Origin of the sequence: Planococcus soli (assembly GCF_016881065.1) — a bacterium.
GTDB classification, from domain to species: domain Bacteria; phylum Bacillota; class Bacilli; order Bacillales_A; family Planococcaceae; genus Planococcus; species Planococcus soli.
In genome coordinates this window covers 114509-134465 of record NZ_WXYN01000016.1, presented here as the reverse complement: position 1 = coordinate 134465, position 19957 = coordinate 114509, and the positions used below count along the sequence as shown (strand labels likewise).

The 19957-nt window shown below is 43.8% G+C and carries 12 protein-coding genes; 1 reads left to right on the top strand and 11 read right to left on the bottom strand.

From position 1 onward, the window contains the following. Window positions 1-217 precede the first annotated feature (217 nt). From GJB59_RS08320 to GJB59_RS08270, 11 genes are all read right to left on the bottom strand, one after another. On the bottom strand, window positions 218-1663 hold the full coding sequence (locus GJB59_RS08320; RefSeq protein ID WP_142826798.1) for a DEAD/DEAH box helicase: 1446 nt from the start codon (window positions 1661-1663) through the stop codon (window positions 218-220). A 143-nt stretch (window positions 1664-1806) separates the two neighbouring features. Continuing rightward, the gene (locus tag GJB59_RS08315; protein WP_142827227.1) at window positions 1807-3678 is read right to left on the bottom strand and encodes an alpha-E domain-containing protein; all 1872 of its coding nucleotides are present in this window, start codon (window positions 3676-3678) and stop codon (window positions 1807-1809) included. Continuing rightward, a complete protein-coding gene (locus GJB59_RS08310) occupies window positions 3678-5135 on the bottom strand; it encodes a circularly permuted type 2 ATP-grasp protein (RefSeq protein WP_185959995.1) in 1458 nt (485 codons plus the stop codon). The genes GJB59_RS08315 and GJB59_RS08310 overlap by 1 nt, the downstream gene beginning before the upstream one ends. A 109-nt stretch (window positions 5136-5244) precedes the next feature. Continuing rightward, on the bottom strand, window positions 5245-5940 hold the full coding sequence (locus GJB59_RS08305; protein WP_236015578.1) for a hypothetical protein: 696 nt from the start codon (window positions 5938-5940) through the stop codon (window positions 5245-5247). A gap of 62 nt (window positions 5941-6002) precedes the next feature. Next, window positions 6003-6911: an HD-GYP domain-containing protein gene (locus tag GJB59_RS08300; protein WP_142826796.1), complete on the bottom strand. Its 909-nt coding sequence runs from the start codon at window positions 6909-6911 to the stop codon at window positions 6003-6005. Between the two features lie 89 nt (window positions 6912-7000). After that, window positions 7001-7462, bottom strand: a complete 462-nt coding sequence (locus tag GJB59_RS08295) for a hypothetical protein (protein ID WP_142826795.1) — start codon at window positions 7460-7462, stop codon at window positions 7001-7003. Window positions 7463-7825: 363 nt separating this feature from the next. Next, window positions 7826-9313 (bottom strand): glutamate synthase subunit beta, encoded by a 1488-nt coding sequence (locus GJB59_RS08290; RefSeq protein ID WP_142826794.1) that lies wholly within the window; start codon window positions 9311-9313, stop codon window positions 7826-7828. Between the two features lie 237 nt (window positions 9314-9550). Continuing rightward, entirely contained in the window at window positions 9551-14137 is a 4587-nt protein-coding gene (gltB, locus tag GJB59_RS08285; protein WP_142826793.1) for a glutamate synthase large subunit, read from the bottom strand. A 254-nt stretch (window positions 14138-14391) separates the two neighbouring features. After that, window positions 14392-16164 (bottom strand): DNA helicase RecQ, encoded by a 1773-nt coding sequence (gene recQ, locus GJB59_RS08280; RefSeq protein ID WP_142826792.1) that lies wholly within the window; start codon window positions 16162-16164, stop codon window positions 14392-14394. A 233-nt stretch (window positions 16165-16397) separates the two neighbouring features. Beyond that, a complete protein-coding gene (locus GJB59_RS08275; RefSeq protein WP_142826791.1) occupies window positions 16398-17183 on the bottom strand; it encodes an SDR family oxidoreductase in 786 nt (261 codons plus the stop codon). Window positions 17184-17351: 168 nt separating this feature from the next. Continuing rightward, entirely contained in the window at window positions 17352-17708 is a 357-nt protein-coding gene (locus tag GJB59_RS08270; RefSeq protein WP_142826790.1) for a helix-turn-helix domain-containing protein, read from the bottom strand. A 438-nt stretch (window positions 17709-18146) separates the two neighbouring features. Between GJB59_RS08270 and GJB59_RS08265 the strand changes: the two genes are divergently transcribed. Next, window positions 18147-19643 carry a peptide MFS transporter gene (locus GJB59_RS08265; RefSeq protein ID WP_142826789.1) on the top strand — a complete coding sequence of 499 codons (1497 nt, stop codon included), beginning with the start codon at window positions 18147-18149 and terminating at the stop codon, window positions 19641-19643. Window positions 19644-19957 lie beyond the last annotated feature (314 nt).

Sequence of the window (19957 nt, the reverse complement as noted above, 5' to 3'; positions counted from 1 at the left end):
ATTAAAATAGCACGGGAATATTACAGACGCGTGACAATTAAGAACATCTTTCATTACAATACCGCTTCAATTTGTGACATAAGTATTGTATAGGCTCATTTTAAAACCTAAATATTGGGATATTAAAAGTCTTTTATACCATTCTATATGACACTCCCCGGATTTATTTCCCAGGAAATGAAAAAAGCACAGGCTGATGATCAGCCTGAGCTTCCCTTTATTTATTCGCTTTGTGCACTTTCAGCGTTTTTCCTTTTACCGTCTTATCTTTCATCGCTTTCAACACCATTGGGCCTTTGCCGTTCAGAATATCGATATATGTCACCGTATCCTGAATCTTGATGATTCCGATGTCTTCAGCCGTCACACCCGGGATGCTTGTCAATGTTCCGACAAAATCAAAGGCACGAAGCTTTTTCTTCTTGCCGCCATTAAAGTACAGCTTGAGAATATCCTTATTGACTTGCTCGTTTTTATTCCTCTTCAGCTTTGGACGGCTTTCAAGTTTCTCAGTGAATGCCTGCGTTGCTTCTTCTACTTCGTATGTGGAAGGAGCCGTTCTGCGCGGAATTTCAAATCCGATATACTCTTCAATCTCATCCAGGAATTTGTCTTCGTTTGGTGTGACGAACGAAATTGCTTTTCCTGTTTTCCCTGCGCGCCCGGTGCGGCCTGCACGATGTACATAGCTTTCCTTTTCCATTGGCAGGTCGTAGTTGATGACATGTGTAATGCTGTCGATATCAATTCCGCGTGCCGCAACATCCGTTGCCACCAAGTAGCGGAATTCACCACGCTTGAAATCATTCATGACCGCAGTCCGGTCTTCCTGCAGCATGCCGCCGTGCAATTTATCGCATGTATAAAAATGCTTTTCCAATTGTTCCATGACAAAATCGACATTGTCTTTTGTCCGGCAAAAAATAATGCAACTGTCCGGATTTTCAATGATGGTCACATCACGCAGCAAGGCAAACTTTTTCTGCTCTGCAACAACAAACAGTGAATGATCGATTTGGGCAGTGAGGTTTTCTGCAGACGCAATTTCAATATGCTTCGGATCGATCATGTATTTTTTCTGCAGGTTTTCTACGTTTTCAGGCAAAGTTGCTGAAAACAGCATAGTAGTACGCTGTTTCGGCAGTTTGTTGATGATTGCTTCCACCTGTTCCACAAAGCCCATATTCAGCATTTCATCCGCTTCATCCAAAACGAGGTACTCTATTCGCTCAAGGTTTAATGTCCCTCGTTCGATATGGTCAAAAACACGTCCTGGCGTTCCTACTACTACGTGGCATTTTTGCTTCAGCTCAGCCTGCTGATAAGCGAAAGGCTGCTTGCCATAGACCGCTGCCGCTTTGATGCGCTTAAAACGGCCGATATTCGTTAAATCTTCTTTTACTTGGTCTGCCAGTTCCCGGGTCGGTGTCAAAATCAATGCCTGCGGCTTGTTTTCTTCCCAGTCGACCAATTCACAGATTGGAATGCCAAACGCTGCTGTTTTCCCGCTGCCTGTTTGGGACTTGACCGTTAAGTCAGTCTTTGACAACGCGACAGGAATCACTTTTCTTTGTACTTCTGTCGGTTCCGTGTAGCCAAGTCCTTCCAGGGCTTTTACTATTGTTTCACTTATATCGTAATCGCTAAATTGTTTGTTGTTCATAATTGCTCTCCATCTCCGTTCAAAAATTTCAGGTTCTCCTATTATCGCACGGATTAGAAAATTCTGCCGTTAAACGATTATTAAGATTTATCCCATTTTAACGGCTTCAGGCTGAAGATTGCCATGGTGATCAACCTTTTTCTTTATTGATCCATCAGGCTTACTGAGACTTTGACATCCAATGATTGGCTGCCGCCTCGGTAGACGCCCTGCACTGGACTGACATCGTTATAATCCCGCCCCACACCAACACGGATGTGATTTTCCAGCGCCTCTACATTGTTCGTCGGATCCAAACCGACCCAGCCAATACCCGGAACCATCACTTCCACCCAAGCATGGCTTGCAGCGTCCCCGACCAGCGCCGAATTTTCACCGACGTATAAGTAGCCGCTGACGTAACGGGCTGGAATGTATTTGCTGCGAAGAATGCCAAGCATCACATGTGTAATGTCCTGGCAAACCCCTTTTCTCAAGTCAAAAGATTCCTGCGCTTTTGTATCGACGGTCGTTGATTCGCCATCATAGGTAAAATGCTGATGAATATGTTCCATTACGTCAATCGCGTACTGCACCGGATTTTTCATGATCCCGAGCTCCCGATCTACCTGGCTCATCTGCTCCATTGTTAAATACGTATACGCCGTATTGCTTAGAAATGCCAAATAATGTTCTCTGAATAATTGCGAATGAAAAATGGCACTCATTTCAGGTGAGTAGTCAATGCGATGGATAAATGGACTTTTTTGTATACTGACAATTGATGTTGTTTTCACTTCCAGATGTTGATGATGCTCTGCAATGAAAAATGTTTCAACGTGGTTGCCCCAAATATCAATATGTTCCTTGGTCAGAGAAGCCGGCGTGATGTCAGCGCGATAAGACAATAGCCGCTGGCATTCATCGGTTCTTGGTTTTAAGCGAATCGAGTTCATGCTCTGGTCGACAATGGTTTCGTACTGAAAGACGTTGGTATGCTCAACTTTATATTTCATAGAAGTTATTCCTTTCGCGCCCATGCTCTGTGATTGGCTGGACTCCCTCGGTTTGGTCTCGGAATCGCTTAAATAGTAGGTTTTCGAAAAAATTTCTCCGACTTCATTGCAGCCATTTTGAAAATCATTGAGAAAATCCATAATTTCATCAGAATTCAACTCATCTATGTTGATTTCTTCAAATTCTTCCTGGAGCTGGTCTAATTTTGCATAAAGCTCCCAGGAATAATGAGAAATCTTTCCTCCTTCAAGTTCATCGATCGCTTTGCGGACATGCGTCAGGCAATAGCGGATCGACCGGGGAAAGTTTGTATTGGCAATCAGGAAAGTCAGAACTTTCTTGGGATCCATTTGAGGCGGATTCATTTTCAAATAGGCATTATAGCCGTTCGTCATCCGCAATGCGGCGAGCCAATAGTAATAATCTTCGGACTGGGCTTCCAGCACCCGCTCCCGTGTCCGCTCACATACCACATTCAAAACCCGCGCTGTTTTTTCTGCACGCTCCAGCCATTTTGCAATTTTAATAATTTGATATGGCACACCTCTAGGCATTGCAGATTCAACAATGCCCTGAGTGATCAGCGACGTTAGCTTCACCTGCTCAAGAAATTGGCGCATTTCCTTGACGGTGCAGCTTTGCTGATCTATCTCCTTCAAAGCCAAGTAGCAGTCATTCCAAGCTTCCCAATAGTCATCCGGAATATGATCCCGGCTGATTCTGGCATTTTCACGAACAATTCTTACACAGCGTGCTACAGAATTAAAATTACTTTCTTCCATTGCCAAATAATGGACCAGCTGGTCTTCCTGATAGCTCGGCAAGGATTTGATGTGCTCCATCGTTTCAGTCGAAGCACAGATTTCATAAATCAGCTTCCAATCACTGTCCCGAATCAGCTCTTCGTCTGCAGCTTCGATCATCTGCAGCAGCTGCACATCTAAAATGCGGGCATTGTTTTCCGCTCTTTCAACGTTTCTTGACATCCAGTACAATGAATTCGCTACGCGGCTCAGCATCAGGCGTCCCCCTCTTCTTCCCGTTTTTTGAACACCCATGTATCTTTCCCGCCGCCGCCCTGTGAAGAATTCACAACGAGCGAACCTTCTTTTAAGGCTACGCGGGAAAGTCCGCCCGGCATGACGTGCGTATCCACTCCCCGAACTACAAAGACCCTTAAATCGACATGGCAGGGATAAAATTCTTCTCCTTGATAGGCGGGAGCTCTGGATAATTTAATGGTAGGTTGTGCAATATACTGATGAGGGGTCTCGATGATTTTTTCGCGGAATTCCGCAATCAATTCTTCAGAAGCATGCGGCCCTACAAGCATATCGTATCCACCTGAAGCCCCAACATTTTTGACCACCAATTCATTCAAGTGGTCCAGTACCCACTCCCGCTCTTCTGGATTGTCCAAAAGATACGTTTTCACATTATCAATAATTGGCTCTTCGCCGAGGTAATACCGGATCATGTCCGGGACATAGGCATAAATGGCTTTATCGTCTGCTACTCCGTTGCCGATGCCATTTAAAATTGCCACGTTGCCTTTTCTATAGGCAACCAACAGACCGGGAACGCCCAGCGCCGATTCAGCCAGAAATGCTTCAGGATCCAAATAATCATCGTCAATTCGGCGATAGATGATATCCACCCGCTTTAATCCCCGGATGGATTTCATATAGACAATGTTCTTTTTGACAATCAGATCTCTTCCTTCGACCAAGTCAATTCCCATTTGCTGTGCTAAAAACACGTGGTCATAATAAGCGGAATTGTACATTCCCGGTGTTAGCAGAACCGCAAATGCCTTTTCTTTTCTTGACTCCGGTGCATGATCCAATATGGCTTGATGCAAATGGGATAGTTGATGCTCGAGGGTATGAACCGATTGGCTGGCAAAAAACTCGGGGTAAACCTGGCGCATGACATACCGATTTTGATAAACGTAGGACAACCCGGATGGATTGCGCAAATTATCTTCGAGTACATGGTATTTTCCATTTTCATCGCGAATCAAATCAATTCCCGCTAAAAAGATATGGTTCTTCAACGGAATATCGATGTCTTTTACTTGCTCTTCGTAATAATATGGATTTTCTTCGACTAACTGCCTTGGGACAATTCCATCCTTAAGAATGCGCTTGTCATGATACACATCTTCCAAAAACTGGTTAAGCGCTTCTGCCCGCTGAATCATCCCTTTCTCTACCACTTCCCATTCCTCAGATGGAATAATGATGGGAATAAAATCAAAAGGCATCGTTCTTTCCGTACCAACATTATTATTGTAAACCGTGAACGTAATGCCCTGCCTTAAAAATGACAGCTGAGCCGTCTCATGCTTTTCTCTTAATTCTTCTTTTGAAAAACTTTGAAGTACATCGAAAAACTTTCGATAATGCGATTTCGGTTTTCCTTGCGGCGTGAACATCTCATCAAAAAATGCTCCTGTTGAATAACTTTTAAACAAACGAGCAGCCCCTTTCATACGTAGAATATTCAGACAAAAAATGAATTAAGAAAAAGCTATGCCGCTTCTATAAACGCGCATAGCTTATCTTAATTCTATTATACCTAAATTATTTTCCGAATGTTGAATCATTTGAAGATGAGCTGTCTTTTTCAGATGATTTGTCCGATAAATCTTTTTTTAGAGAATCTGTATATTCTGTGCTGCTTCCGAATGGTTTGCCTGCATTGGAAGAAGAGCTTTCTGTTGAGTCACTCTTGTTTGAAGAATTATCTGACGCATCTTTTTTCAGAGATTCGGTATACGCTGTGCTGCCGCCATAAACTCCGCCTGTTGGCTTGTTAGTACTAGGGGAAACACTGCTTGTACTCGATTTATCTGCTGTTGAACTGCTGCTCTTGTCAGCATTTCCGCCAACATCATCCTGAAGTGTCTTATTGGCTTTGTCCAGCGCATCTTTCTCTTTGTTCATCATGTCTTGCTGTGCATCTATTGCCGTTTTCACTTTTTCCACCGCTTTGTTAACGGTCGGCTTTACTTTATCGACCATACCGCCTGATTGTTCATTCAGGCGATCAAGCCCTTTTTTTATGTTTGCCTTGATATCTTCTTTGCTGGTTTGAGAAGTTCCACCTGTTTCTGTTTTCTTTTGCGTCATTGCTGCACCGATTACAGCACCAAGGCCGATCAATACAAGTTTACCGAACATACCGCCTGATGAATTTCTAGCCATATAGATCTCTCCTCCTTGTTTGTATAAATCATTGTGTATAAAGTATTGACTAAATTTCATTTTTTTAAACATTTCAAACAAAATAAAAGACACCTCAAAATATCCGGGGTGCCAAGGGCAAAACATTTATGAACTTAGGTAGTTAGCTTTCCTTCTTCTTTTAAAACCTGCTCAAAAGCTTTAACAACGTCCTCATCGTATTGCTTCCCCACTAGACTGTTAAGTTCAGCCATTGCATACTCAGCGGAAAAGGCAGACCGGTAAGCTCTGTCTTCAGTCATCGCATCGAACGTATCACATACTCCAATAATTTTTGCTTCTATCAGTATTTCATCGCCCTTAAGGCCAAACGGATAACCTCTGCCATTAACACGCTCGTGATGCTGTTCGACGATATCTGCCAAATCAGCATATGCTGTTCCTCTAATCATTGTCGCACCATCACCTGGATGCTTCTTCACAATTTCGAATTCCTCATTTGTTAATTTACTTGGTTTTTTCAAAACTTCTTCAGGAATATTAATTTTGCCGATGTCATGAAGAATAGAAGCAAGAAATAAATTCTCTATTTTCTCTTTCCCTAATTCCATCTTAGCAGCAGTCTTCACTGCGTAGTTAGCTACTCTGGAACTATGATTAAAGGTATATCGATCTTTTTTCTCGACCGCTTTTCCAATTTTTCTTAACTCACTAATCATATTACTCAAATAATGAAATACGGGTGTAGTAGAAACAGATAGAAACGTCACATCTTTCAATACTGTAAAATGAATGGCGCTCTCTAAATTTTTACACGAAAAAAAATCATTAATGCCTAACTTTAAAATTTCGCCATCAACTTCAGCTTCTACTTCACCAGTTAGTATATAGAAAAATTCTTGGGCATCTTTTTGATCTCCTGGAAAAAGCATGAAAGTACTGCCTTGCTTAACAGTTTGCCTCATCAACTCTATTCCACTTCCACGCCCTAAAAGATCTAGCGTGGTTGAGCCATTCTCCACTTTTTCAAGATGACCATTTGTTAATATATCCAAGCCCTTCACATATACACTTCCTTTTCAAAAAATATAAGAGTAGAGAAGAACTTCTCTACCCTCATACTACTCTAATTAAAGTTTTTTGAACAACATGGTTACCAGGCAATTACAACGATTGGATCAATTAATTCAGTGCGATCAGCAAACTCAATTGGGACAAACTCGATAGCTACATCCAAACCGGCCTTCTCCGCTTTTTCAATGCCTTTAAGGGTCATTTTTTCAGTTTTCACTTTCAAGTCGCTAATTAATTTAGCAGATTTTTTTTCGTAATCTTTAGTGAGCTTATCCAGTTTCGCTGGATCTTGATGTTTGGATTTTTGTTCCTGATACTTAGCATACATCTTCTCAGATTTGTCGACTGCTTTATTGATTTCTGCATATATTTTATCGTTGGTTTTATTAACTTCAGTAATCGCTTTAGCAACTTCCGGTGTCATTTCATTTGTAATTTCGTAATCTATTGCTTCGTTATTGCTTTCTGCAAAAACACTCGTGCCCATTCCTAGTGCCATAATCAATGAAAATAGTACGGCGATCAAACTCTTTTTTAACATATGTATTCCCCCCATTTTAAATTTGGTAGCAGGGTCTGAAATTCTAAACTATTATAAGTGAATATGTATATCGTATCACCTAGATTTGACTTAAAATACCAGCTCTTACCTTCTATAGTATATACCCAGTAGGTCTTTTGCACAACTAGCTGTTGCATTATTTAGATAAAAGACACATTTTTTACATCAATATAATAAGCTGAAATCATTTAATTATCAGACTTCTTCGATTTGAAGCACCTATTTTTCCTGGAGTAAAGCTTCCTAGTAGAGTGTTTAACCTCTTCCTATAAAAATAGCTGTGGACAAACTGAATATCGAGTTTGTCCACAGCCTTTCTTAAAAGGTGTTGCTATTTATTTGTTACGGCAATACCGTAGTTCCCATGAGGAAACGATCGCATTCACGTGCAGCTTCGCGCCCTTCATTGATTGCCCAGACGATCAGGCTCTGGCCGCGGCGCACATCTCCCGCCGCAAAAACACCTTCAACACTGGTCATATATTTGCCATATTCAGCTTTTACTCGTGAGTTCACTTCTGTTTCCAGTTCCAATTGCTGGATCAGATCCTGTTCAGGGCCGCTGAAACCAATGGCAATCAGTACTAAATCAGCTTTCCAGACTTTTTCTGTACCTGGAATTTCTTCGCGAATCCGATTGCCGTTTTCATCGATCTTCAATTTCACATTTACAGTGTGCACTTCTTTGATTCGTCCGCTTTCATCGCCAACAAATTTCTTTGTCATGACTGCATAGGCTCTTGGATCTTCGCCAAAAGTTGCAGCCGCTTCTTTATGGCCGTATTCGATGCGGTGAACTTTTGGATATTGCGGCCACGGATTGCCTTTTTCATCGCGAATCGCGCCTTTTTTATCGTAGACATCAAACTGAACAAGGCTTGCACAATCGTGGCGGACGGAAGTTGCTAAGCAATCAGTTCCTGTGTCTCCGCCTCCGATGACGATAACATTTTTGCCTTTTGCAGAAATGTGCTGGCCGTCTTCAAAATTTGAATCCAAAAGACTTTTCGTGCTGGCATGCAAGAAGTCCATCGCAAAGTGAACACCATCCAAATCGCGGCCCTCTACGTCAATATTGCGGTGAACAGTTGCCCCTGTACACATGACAACTGCATCAAAATCATCTTTCAGTTTTGAAGAAGGGTAGTTTTTGCCTACTTCTACACTCGTGATGAAAGTGATGCCTTCCTGTTCAAGAATATTCACACGTCTTTGCACCATATCGTAAGACAGTTTCATTTCCGGAATTCCGTATGTCAGCAAGCCGCCCACGCGGTCGCTTTTTTCAAATACGGTCACCAAATGCCCTGCCTTGTTCAATTGAGCGGCGGCTGCAAGTCCGGCCGGTCCTGAACCGATTACAGCGACTTTTTTACCAGTCCGTGATTTGGGCGGTTCCGGTACAACCCATCCCTCCGCAAAGCCTCTTTCAATAATGGATCGCTCCACTGTACGGATAGCTACAGGCGGTTCATTGATTCCAAGAACACAAGCTCCTTCACAAGGGGCCGGGCAGGCAGTTCCAGTAAACTCAGGGAAATTATTCTTCAGATGCTCCCGATGCAATGCTTCCTTCCATTGTCCGCGGTAAACCAGATCATTCCATTCAGGGATAAGATGATTTACGGGGCAGCCGGTGGTCACATTGTCTAAATCCATTCCGGTATGGCACGTCGGCACTCCACAGTCCATACAGCGCGCACCTTGTTTTGCCACTTCTTCATTTGACAAAGGAATTGTATAGTCGTTCCAATCTTTTGTCCGTTCAGCCGGTTGGCGCTCTTTGACTGTTTGTCTGTCGTATTCCATAAATCCAGTTGGTTTGCCCATCTTTTCCCTCCTACTCACAGTTTCTCATGATGAATCCACGGAGCTTTCGCTCTTTTGCGAAAGTCCGGGATTTTTATTTTGTCGAGTCTCAAGTGTTTTTTCGCTTTTCATTGTCCAGACTTCAGCGCCTAGCTCTTCGGGATGTAAGCCACTCTGGCTGCACGCCTGAAAACACGCCGCTTCGCCAGATCGTCTTACACCTGTCAGAGCTGGATAGGCACGTGCGCTTTCGCTTTTCTACTTCCCGGCGCCAGCCATTTTGCTTTCTTCAAAAGCAGCCATTTCGGCTTCGGATTTCGCCATGCCGCTGCTTTGCAGCTTGCTGATGCGTTCGTTGATTTGCAGGTAAGCTTTCGGGATTACACGCACAAACTTGGCCGTATAAATATCCCAATGCGCCAGGAGTCGAGTTCCTTTTGCACTGCTTGTGTAATGAACATGTTTCTTAATCATCTGGCGCAATTCTTCGATTTCTGCCGGGTCGGCTAGCGGCTGTAAATGAACCATTTCCGCATTGCAGCGTTCACTGAATGTGCCTTCTTCATCCAGCACATAGGCTACGCCGCCGGACATGCCGGCTGCAAAGTTTTTGCCGGTTTGTCCGAGAATCGCTACCCGGCCGCCTGTCATATATTCGCAGCCGTGGTCGCCCACACCTTCAACGACAATTTTTGCTCCGCTGTTCCTGACTGCAAAACGCTCGCCAGCCACACCGTAAATATAAGCTTCACCGGCAGATGCACCGTAGAACGACACATTTCCGATAATAATGTTGTTTTCAGGCAGGAATGTTGAATCCAATGCCGGGTAAACCGTAATTTTCCCGCCCGACAAGCCTTTTCCGACAAAGTCATTGGCATCGCCGATCAAGTTCATCGACATCCCTTTTGGAATAAATGCCCCGAAGCTTTGTCCGGCAGACCCTTGGAAGTTCAAGTTGACCGTGTCATCAGGCAAGCCTTCCGCACCATAGCGTTTCGAAATGGCACTGCCTACAATTGTCCCGGTGGCTCTATGAATATTGCGGATTGCCGTTGCTATTTCCACGCGCTCACCTGTTTCAATCGCATTCCGGCAACGCGGCAATAATTCCTGATGATCCAAAGTCTTTTCCAACTCATGGTTTTGTTTGATGGTTGCATAGCGTCCGACTTTTTCAGGAAGATCCGGCTGATACAGCAACGCACTCAAGTCAATGCCGCCTGCTTTCCAGTGATCCACCGCCTGATTGGCTTCGATAACATCAGTCCGGCCAATCATTTCATCAATTGTGCGGAAGCCAAGTTCTGCCATTAACTCACGCGTTTCTCGTGCGATAAAGCGCATGAAGTTCGCGACATGCTCCGGATCTCCGCCGTATTTTTCACGCAGCTCCGGGTTTTGGGTAGCGATGCCGACAGGGCACGTATCCAGATGGCAAACGCGCATCATGATACAGCCAAGTACGACAAGAGGGGCAGTTGAAAACCCAAATTCTTCAGCACCTAAAAGAGCTGCTGTCACGACATCGCGTCCGGTCATCATTTTACCATCTGTTTCAACAACAATCCGATCGCGCAAACCATTGAGCAGAAGGGTCTGATGCGTTTCGGCCAAGCCGATTTCCCACGGCAGACCGGTGTGCTTCAAGCTTGTTTTCGGTGCTGCGCCCGTTCCTCCATCATATCCGCTGATCAGTACGACATCTGCACGGCCTTTTGCAACGCCGGCCGCAATTGTGCCGACACCAACAGCCGATACTAATTTAACGCTGATGCGTGCATCCGGATTTGCATTTTTCAAATTGAAAATCAATTCAGCTAAATCCTCGATCGAATAGATATCGTGATGCGGAGGCGGTGAAATCAATTCAACACCTGGAGTCGACCCGCGGACTTCTGCAATCCAAGGATAAACTTTCTTGCCTGGCAAGTGGCCGCCTTCTCCGGGTTTTGCTCCCTGTGCCACCTTAATTTGGATTTCATCGGCATTCACCAGGTAATGGCTGGTTACACCAAAACGTCCGGATGCCACCTGTTTGATGGAGCTGCGGCGATTATCGCCATTTTCGTCAGGAATAAAGCGGGAAATTTCTTCTCCACCTTCTCCGGAGTTGCTTCGTCCGCCGATGCGGTTCATCGCAACCGCAAGAGCTTCGTGCGCTTCTTTACTGATAGAACCGTAAGACATGGCACCTGTTTTAAAACGTGCACAGATTTCCTCGATCGTTTCTACTTCATCAATTGGCACCGGTGTCTGTTTCTTAAAGGACATCAAACCGCGCAGTGATTGAAGATTCGCTTTTTCATCAGTCAAAAGATTGGTGTATTTTTTGAAAACATCATAATTATTGGTCCGGCATGCATGCTGCAGTGTATGGATCGTTTTCGGATTATACTGATGGTTTTCACCATTTTCACGGTATTGGAACTCATCACCCGAATCCAGCGCCTGATCGTCTCCTTGAGCAGCCGGGTAAGCTGCCGCATGGCGCATAAGTACTTCTTTGGCAATGATATCAAGGCCGATTCCGCCAAGGCGTGAAGAAGTACGTGTAAAGTATTTATCGATTACATCCATATGAATGCCGACCGCTTCAAAAATTTGTGCACCACGGTAACTTTGAATAGTTGAAATACCCATTTTAGACAGCACTTTGATGATGCCATCTGTAACAGCTTTTACATAGGTTTGTTCTGCTTCTTCAAAACTCATATTGGGAATATCTTCAATCTCAACCAGATTCTTAATTGTATCAAAAGCCAAATAAGGGTTAATGCCTTCTGCCCCATAGCCAAGCAATGCCGCAAAATGATGGACTTCACGAGGTTCTGCAGATTCCAGTAAAATACTCATTTGCGTACGGGTTCCTTGGCGAATCAAATGATGGTGAAGGCCAGAAACGGCAAGAAGCGCAGGAATTGCTGCATACTCTTCATTTACACCGCGGTCAGATAAAATCAGCAGGGTTGCGCCGTCTTTAAGCGCCTGATCTGCTTCTTTGAAAACGGATTCCAGCTTTTGTTCCATTGCTTCCGTGCCGTCATTTTTTGAAAACAGGATGGAAATTGTTGCAGCTTTAAAATCCGCAATATTTTGCTGGCGCAGCTTTTCAAGTTCCGCAGCGGTCAAAACCGGAGTTTCCAATCGGATGTGGCGTGCACTTTCAGGGCTTGGCTGAACCAGGTTTCCTTCTGCACCGATAGTAGTCCGTGCAGCTGTAATAATATGTTCACGGATCGCGTCTATCGGCGGATTTGTTACTTGAGCAAAAAGTTGCTTAAAGTAATTGTAAAGAAGCTGTGGTTTTTTCGATAAAACAGCCAATGGTGAATCGTAGCCCATTGACCCAACAGGATCTTTGCCGTCAGTTGCCAGCGGTTTGATGATTTTTTGGACTTCTTCCATCGTGTAGCCGAAAGCCAATTGACGCTTGATCAAGGGTTGCGTATCCTCAGAGTTAGAAGGTTTCACCGGCTCTGGCAAATCTTCCAGGTCAAACATGTTTTTTTCGATAAAATCTTTGTAAGGCAGTTCTCCCGCAATCTGAAGCTTGATTTCTTCATCCGGGATGATTTTGCCTTCTTCCAGATCCACCAGCAGCATTTTACCTGGACGCAGACGATCTTTATAAATGATGTCATCTGCAAAAATATCCAATGCACCCACTTCTGAACCCATAACAATCATGCCGCTCTTCGTCACATAATAACGCGCTGGACGAAGGCCATTTCGGTCAAGGCAAGCCGCAATCTGTTTGCCGTCAGTAAAGACCAGTGCAGCCGGTCCGTCCCATGGCTCCATAAGTGTACTGTGGTATTCATAGAAATCTCTTTTCTCCTGCTTGATGGTCGGGTCATTGACCCATGGTTCCGGGACCATCATCATTGCTGTGTGTGCAAGCGATCTTCCAGACAAATGCAAAAATTCAAAGCAGTTGTCGAACATAGACGAGTCACTGCCCGATTCATCGATGACGGGAAGGACTTTTTGAAGGTCTTCTTCATTGAATGCCGGGGACGTACACAGCATCTGGCGGGCACGCATCCAATTGACATTGCCTCGCAGGGTATTGAATTCGCCGTTGTGGATTGAGTAGCGGTTAGGGTGTGAACGCTGCCAGCTCGGGAAGGTATTCGTGCTGAAACGTGAGTGGACAAGAGCTAATGCCGACTTAAATTCCGGATGGTTGAGGTCAATATAAAACGAATCCAGCTGTTCCGGGATTAGCATGCCTTTATAGACAATCGTCCCTGCTGAAAGACTGCTGAAATAGACATCTTTAAAATCTTCTTTGCCGACCATTGCCTGTTCGATCCGCTTGCGGATAATATATAACCTGCGCTCAAGATCTATTCGGTTTTCTAAACCATGTGCAGCTCCGACAAATACCTGGCGGATAACGGGCTTTGTTTTTGATGCGACTTTCCCAACAAACGAATCGTTTACGGGAACTGGACGCCATCCCAGGCAGATTTGCCCTTCTTCTTGAATGATCTGTTGAATCATTTCTTTTGTCTTCATTCGAAGATCATAATCCTGGGGCATGAATAACATACCAATGCCGTACTTTCCTTCTTCCGGCAATGTGATGCCTTCTTTTTCGCATTGTTTGAGGAAAAAACGATGGGGTATTTGGGTTAAGATCCCAGCACCATCTCCTGTGCTTGTATCAGACGACTGTCCGCCGCGATGTTCCAAGTTACACAATATATTTATGGCATTTTGAACGATAGCATGTGATTTTTGTCCATTAATATTGGCGATCATACCTATTCCGCACGCCTCATGCTCTTGATCTGGATGATAAAGTCCTTGTGGGATTGGATATTCTTTCTTGCTCATCAAACCGCCTCCTTCATTACACTCTTGTGTCATAATATTTTGATAGTATATCATAAGTCTGAATATATATACAATTACTCCGAGTAAAAAATTGTTTATGCTAAGGCCAAAATCCTACGTTTTATTGAAAACGCTTCCAATACCAATGAAATACACTCAACGTTTTATTAGAATTAACTGCATAATTATACAAATCTGACAATTTGAAAATAAAAAAACCCCGATTTAACCGGAGTTTCACTGCTTATATTTATTCAGTTATTTATGCCGCCAAAAGAATGGATAGCCTGCAAAAAGGCTTCACCATACTTTTCGAGCTTATTCGCACCGACGCCATTAACTTCTAAAAACTCTTCATCGGTTTTGGGCTTTCGCGCTACCATATCCTGCAATGACTTATCAGAGAAAATAACGAAAGGCGGCACTCCGGCTTCGTCAGCCAAACTTTTTCGAACTACGCGCAACTCTTCGAACAAAGGATCGTTTGAAGCAATCTGTTTTGTGGCAACCGCACCTTTTCTCAGCACTTTTCGCTTGCCCAGCAATACATCTCTTCCGCCATCAGGTACATAGATAGTCGGAAACGAACCTTGTTCCACCGCCAATAGCTCCTGGGAAATCATGAATTCAATTAAATTTGAAACTTCCTTGGCATTTTGATGTTTTAAAATCCCATAAGTAGAAAGTTTGTCAAAACCAAAATCCAGCACCTTTTTATTGCGTGAACCGGTCAGCACCTGGGCCGTCATCGCCTTGCCAAATTTTTGTCCCATTCGGATCACGCAAGACAGGACCATTTGAACATCCTTAGTCACATCCATGCTTTCCCGGTCGTCCAAACAGTTGCCGCAATGGCCGCATTTTTCAGCGGCAGCATCCCCAAAGTAATGAATGATAAATTGCTGCAGGCAACTTTCAGTATGGCAATAATCAACCATTCCCTGAAGTTTCACCAATTCTCCGGGAATGCGGCTTGGGTCTTGCGCTTGGTCAATTAAAAAGCGCTGTGTCTGGACATCCTGCGACGCATACAGCACGATGCATTCACTTGGCAAACCATCACGCCCTGCACGCCCCGCTTCCTGATAATAGCTCTCCATGTTTTTCGGCACTTGATAATGGATGACAAAGCGGATATTGGATTTGTCGATGCCCATACCAAATGCGTTGGTAGCGACCATCACAGTTGCTTCGTCGTTGAGAAAACGCTCCTGGCCGACTTTCCTCTCCTGATCCGGCATTCCGGCATGGTACTTCGCTGCTTTGATGCCTTTTTTTATCAACATCTCGTAAACCGAATCTACCGTTTTGCGCGTAGCAGCGTAGATGATCCCCGCTTCTTTGTCGTTTTTTGCTACATATTCCTTTACAAACCGTTCCCGGTCTTGTCCCCGTATGACAGAAAACGTCAAATTAGCGCGCTCAAATCCGGTCATGATAGTATGCTGTTCTTCAATATTTAAAATCCGGCAAATGTCTTCCCGCACTTGAGGCGTAGCAGTTGCCGTTAAAGCAAGTACTGTCGGATTATTTGGAAACAACTCCGTCATGCGGCTGATCAACCGGTAGCTCGGACGGAAATCATGGCCCCACTGAGAGATACAATGAGCTTCATCGACTGCAATAAGCGGAACATGGACTCCCTGCAGTTCATTCAGGAACATTTCCGAATCCAATCGCTCTGGAGCAATATAAAGCAATTTGATGGCCCCACGCTGAACATCCATCAGCGTTTCCCGGACTTCATCAAAACCAAGCGAACTGTTTATATAAGCTGCCGGAATGCCGGCTGCCAATAGGGCATCCACTTGGTCTTTCATCAACGAAATCAGCGGCGACACGACAATCGTGGTTCCTTCCATAACAAGTGCCGGAATTTGATAACACATGGACTTGCCCCCGCCGGTCGGCATGACGCAAATCGAATTGTGCCCTTCAAACACCTGCGTAATAGCTTGTTCCTGCCCAATCCGAAAAGACTCGTAGCCAAAATGGGATTGCAGTAATTTTTTTGCGCTTTCCAACAAAATAAAACACTCCTAATACTCGTATCGTATGAGTTAGCTTACCACATTTTCGACCCTTTTTCCCCGATTAAACGCCAACAAAAAACTCCTGTAAAAACATAAAGAAACCGCCCTTCAAGCTTTCGCTTCAAAGGCAGTTCCCCTACTCTCCTCACTTTTCAATTAAAGGTAACGGATGGTTGTTTTCTGTGCATTTCTTCATGCGCCAATTACTTATAATGAAAGAATCATTGTTAAATTTCTAAATCCCATCGCTTCGCTTCTTCTTCTTTCATTTGCTTTTCAGTTTCTTCAGGAAAGGCGGTGCGGAATTTATGCGTATCAAGAGGAATGATTTCCACCATCTTCGCAATCATCTCAGCAGGATCGTATTGATTTTCCAAAGCTTGATCGGCCTCTTCCATATCTTCTTTCCGCGTAAAGTGAATGGCTTCATCGTACCATTTCCATTTCGCTTCCGCGCTGCGGTCATTGAAGCCTGTCGCAAAAGCTCCTGGATTGATAGTTGCGACTTGTACTCCATGACCTTCCAGTTCCTTCTGCATCGTCGTCGCAATCGCTTCGATTGCATGTTTAGTCGCAGTATATGGCCCGACATATGGTGTTGCCATAATCCCTGCCATTGAAGACATGAAAATAATTTTTCCTTTGCCTTTATCCACAAATTTACGCGCAGCAATCTGCGCAGTCTCCAAAGTGCTGAAAACATTGACTTCGAATAATTCTCTGAAATTCCGCATCGGCACTTCTGAAAGTGGCCCACCTTCATTAACTGCAGCATTAGCAACAAAAATGTCGAAATCGTAATCGAGCATTTGCGCCAGATCCTGAGGGTTTTTGATATCCATTTTAAATACATCTAAATCCAAGCCTTTTAATTCTGCTTCCTCACGCAATGCTGTCACTTGCGGAGCAGTTTCTACCGGCGCAATTACTTTGTGGCCCTGTACTGCAAGGCCAAATGCTGTTCCTTTCGCCAGTCCGCTTCCTGCTCCTGTAATAAAAATCGTTTTCCCCATTTGTTTTAGCCTCCTATAATCAATTTGCTATACCCCGTGTCTTCCCCTCAGATTCTGAAGTAAAACGCAGTTAAACCATTCTCTGTTTTCACTTAATTTTTTTCGAACGAAAAAATGCCCAATCCCTTGAACAGGATTGAGCATTTCTATTGGGCTTTTATTAAGCAATTAGGAAGTCGCGACTCCATAACTGCCCATACGGCGTTTAACCTGGATAAAAGAAGCAGCTTCAGCAATTTCATGCTGATTAAGCGGCTGATCGTCCAGCATTAAGTTGTAATCGTTTAAGAAACTGGTATTTTGAAGATCCACATTAATTGTCCGTTCGTTGCGGTCCAACAAACTGTCGACCGATATCTCAAAATAATCGGCAAGTCTTTCGAGATGCACTACAGACACTTGTTTCTTCCCACTTTCATAAGCCCAGACCGTACTTTTTGCAAAGCCGATTTCTTCTGCCAACTCTTCAGTAGATAGTCCTTTAGCTTCTCTTAAGTCCTTGATTCGTTTGCTTAACTGTTTCATTTTATACTCCTGCTTCCTAATTAATATTCTAACTATTTTAAATATACTGCACCTTGCGCTTTTTCACAATCTTTATTGGATAATTCTTTAAAAAAGTGTGAATAATTAGTGAACACTAACTAAAGATTACTAAATATGGTAATTTAATAGGATATTTTATTTACTTAAATTGCCATTTTAAATAGTATTTCAAATAGCAGGTAAATAGACACTTTTAAAGATTATCTCCTACCCCCATGCCACATCACCCATAAAAAAAGTAATTAATAATACAAATTTGAATATAAAAATTATTCTAATAAAATTTAATTCATATAAAATTAATAGAAGTTTGAATGTTTAAGTGAAAAAACGCTTTATTTAAAGACGATAAAATAATTTTGATTTTTTTAACTAAAAAAAGTATTATGTTAGAATAAACAATTGGAGGTTAGTTTAATGTCTGAAAAGTATTCTCGACAAGAGATTGTCAATAGTGTTCCTCAAAAAGGCTTTTTTGGCCACCCAAAAGGACTTTTCACCCTATTCTTCACTGAATTCTGGGAGCGCTTCTCCTATTATGGGATGAGAGCCATTCTGGTCTTTTATATGTATTATGAAATTTCCGAAGGCGGTCTTGGCCTTGATCAAACGACTGCGTTATCCATCATGTCAATTTACGGCTCACTCGTTTATATGTCCGGGATCATTGGCGGCTGGTTAGCTGACCGGATTTTTGGCACTTCAAAGGCTGTTTTTTATGGAGGAATTCTTATTATGCTTGGGCACATCGCTCTTGCGATTCCAGGCAGCCTTGCTTTATTCTTTGTTTCCATGGTTTTGATCGTCCTTGGTACCGGTTTATTGAAACCCAACGTATCAAGTGTTGTCGGTGAGATTTACGAAGAAAACGATGACCGCCGCGACGCTGGCTTCAGCATTTTTTATATGGGAATCAACATGGGAGGATTCCTTGCCCCGTTACTCGTTGGTACTGTCGGCATGAACATCAGCTTCCATTTAGGTTTCAGTATAGCAGCTGTCGGCATGTTCCTAGGTTTGGTGATTTTTGTTGCTACAAAGAAGAAGAATCTTGGACTGGCAGGAACGGTCGTGCCGAACCCACTATTGCCTTCAGAACGCAAGACCACCATCAAAATCTTCACTGTTGGTGCATTGATCATCGCAGCAGCAGTTGCCATCGGTATTCCAACAGGATTGCTGACTTTTGACAGCTTTGTAGCGATTGTCGGGATTTTTGGGATTTTGATTCCCATTGCTTATTTCACGGTTATGTATCGCAGCAAAAAAACAACGGAAGTGGAACGTTCACACTTATTGGCATACATTCCATTATTCATTGCTTCGGTCATGTTCTGGGCAATCCAGGAACAGGGTTCAACCATTCTTGCGGCATACGCGGATACACGTACGGATCTTGAATTTGCAGGAATCACCATTTCTCCTGCCTGGTTCCAATCACTAAATCCATTATTCATCATTATGCTGGCTCCGGTCTTTGCTTGGCTATGGGTTAAGCTGGGAAGCAGACAGCCGTCTATTCCCCAGAAGTTCTCACTTGGACTTCTGTTTGCCGGATTGTCCTTCCTAGTTATCCTATTGCCTGCTTATTTTGGCGGTCCTGCGGCACTGGTCAATCCACTTTGGCTCGTTCTTAGTTACTTTATTGTAGTGCTTGGCGAACTTTGCTTGTCTCCAGTCGGGTTATCAGCAACAACCAAATTGGCACCTGCCGCTTTCTCTGCTCAAACAATGAGTCTTTGGTTCTTGTCCAACGCTGCGGCTCAAGCCATCAATGCCCAATTGGTCAAGTTCTACACAGTTGAAAATGAAATGATGTACTTCGGAATTATCGGCGGCGCATCCATCGTCCTTAGTATCCTGCTATTCATCTTCGCCCCACGCATCCAAAGCTTTATGAAAGGTGTAAGATAACAAGAAAAGCGCAAGCTGCCGTGTAGATTCGACGGGCATAAGACGCTCTGGCGAAGCGGCGTTTCTTCAGCCGCATAGCCAGAGTGGATTATGACCCTAGAATCTGGTAGCTGGAGTCTGGACAATGAAAAGCGCAAGCGCCCGTGTAGCTCTGACGGGCATAAGACAGACCAGCGAAGCGGCGTTTCTTCAGCCGCACAGCTGGGTTGGCTTATGACCCGAAGAGCTGGGCGCTGGAGCTGGACATCAAGAAAAGCGCAAGCTGCCGTGTAGATTCGAAAAGCGCTGGAAGCCTTTCTGGTAATGGCGTCCTT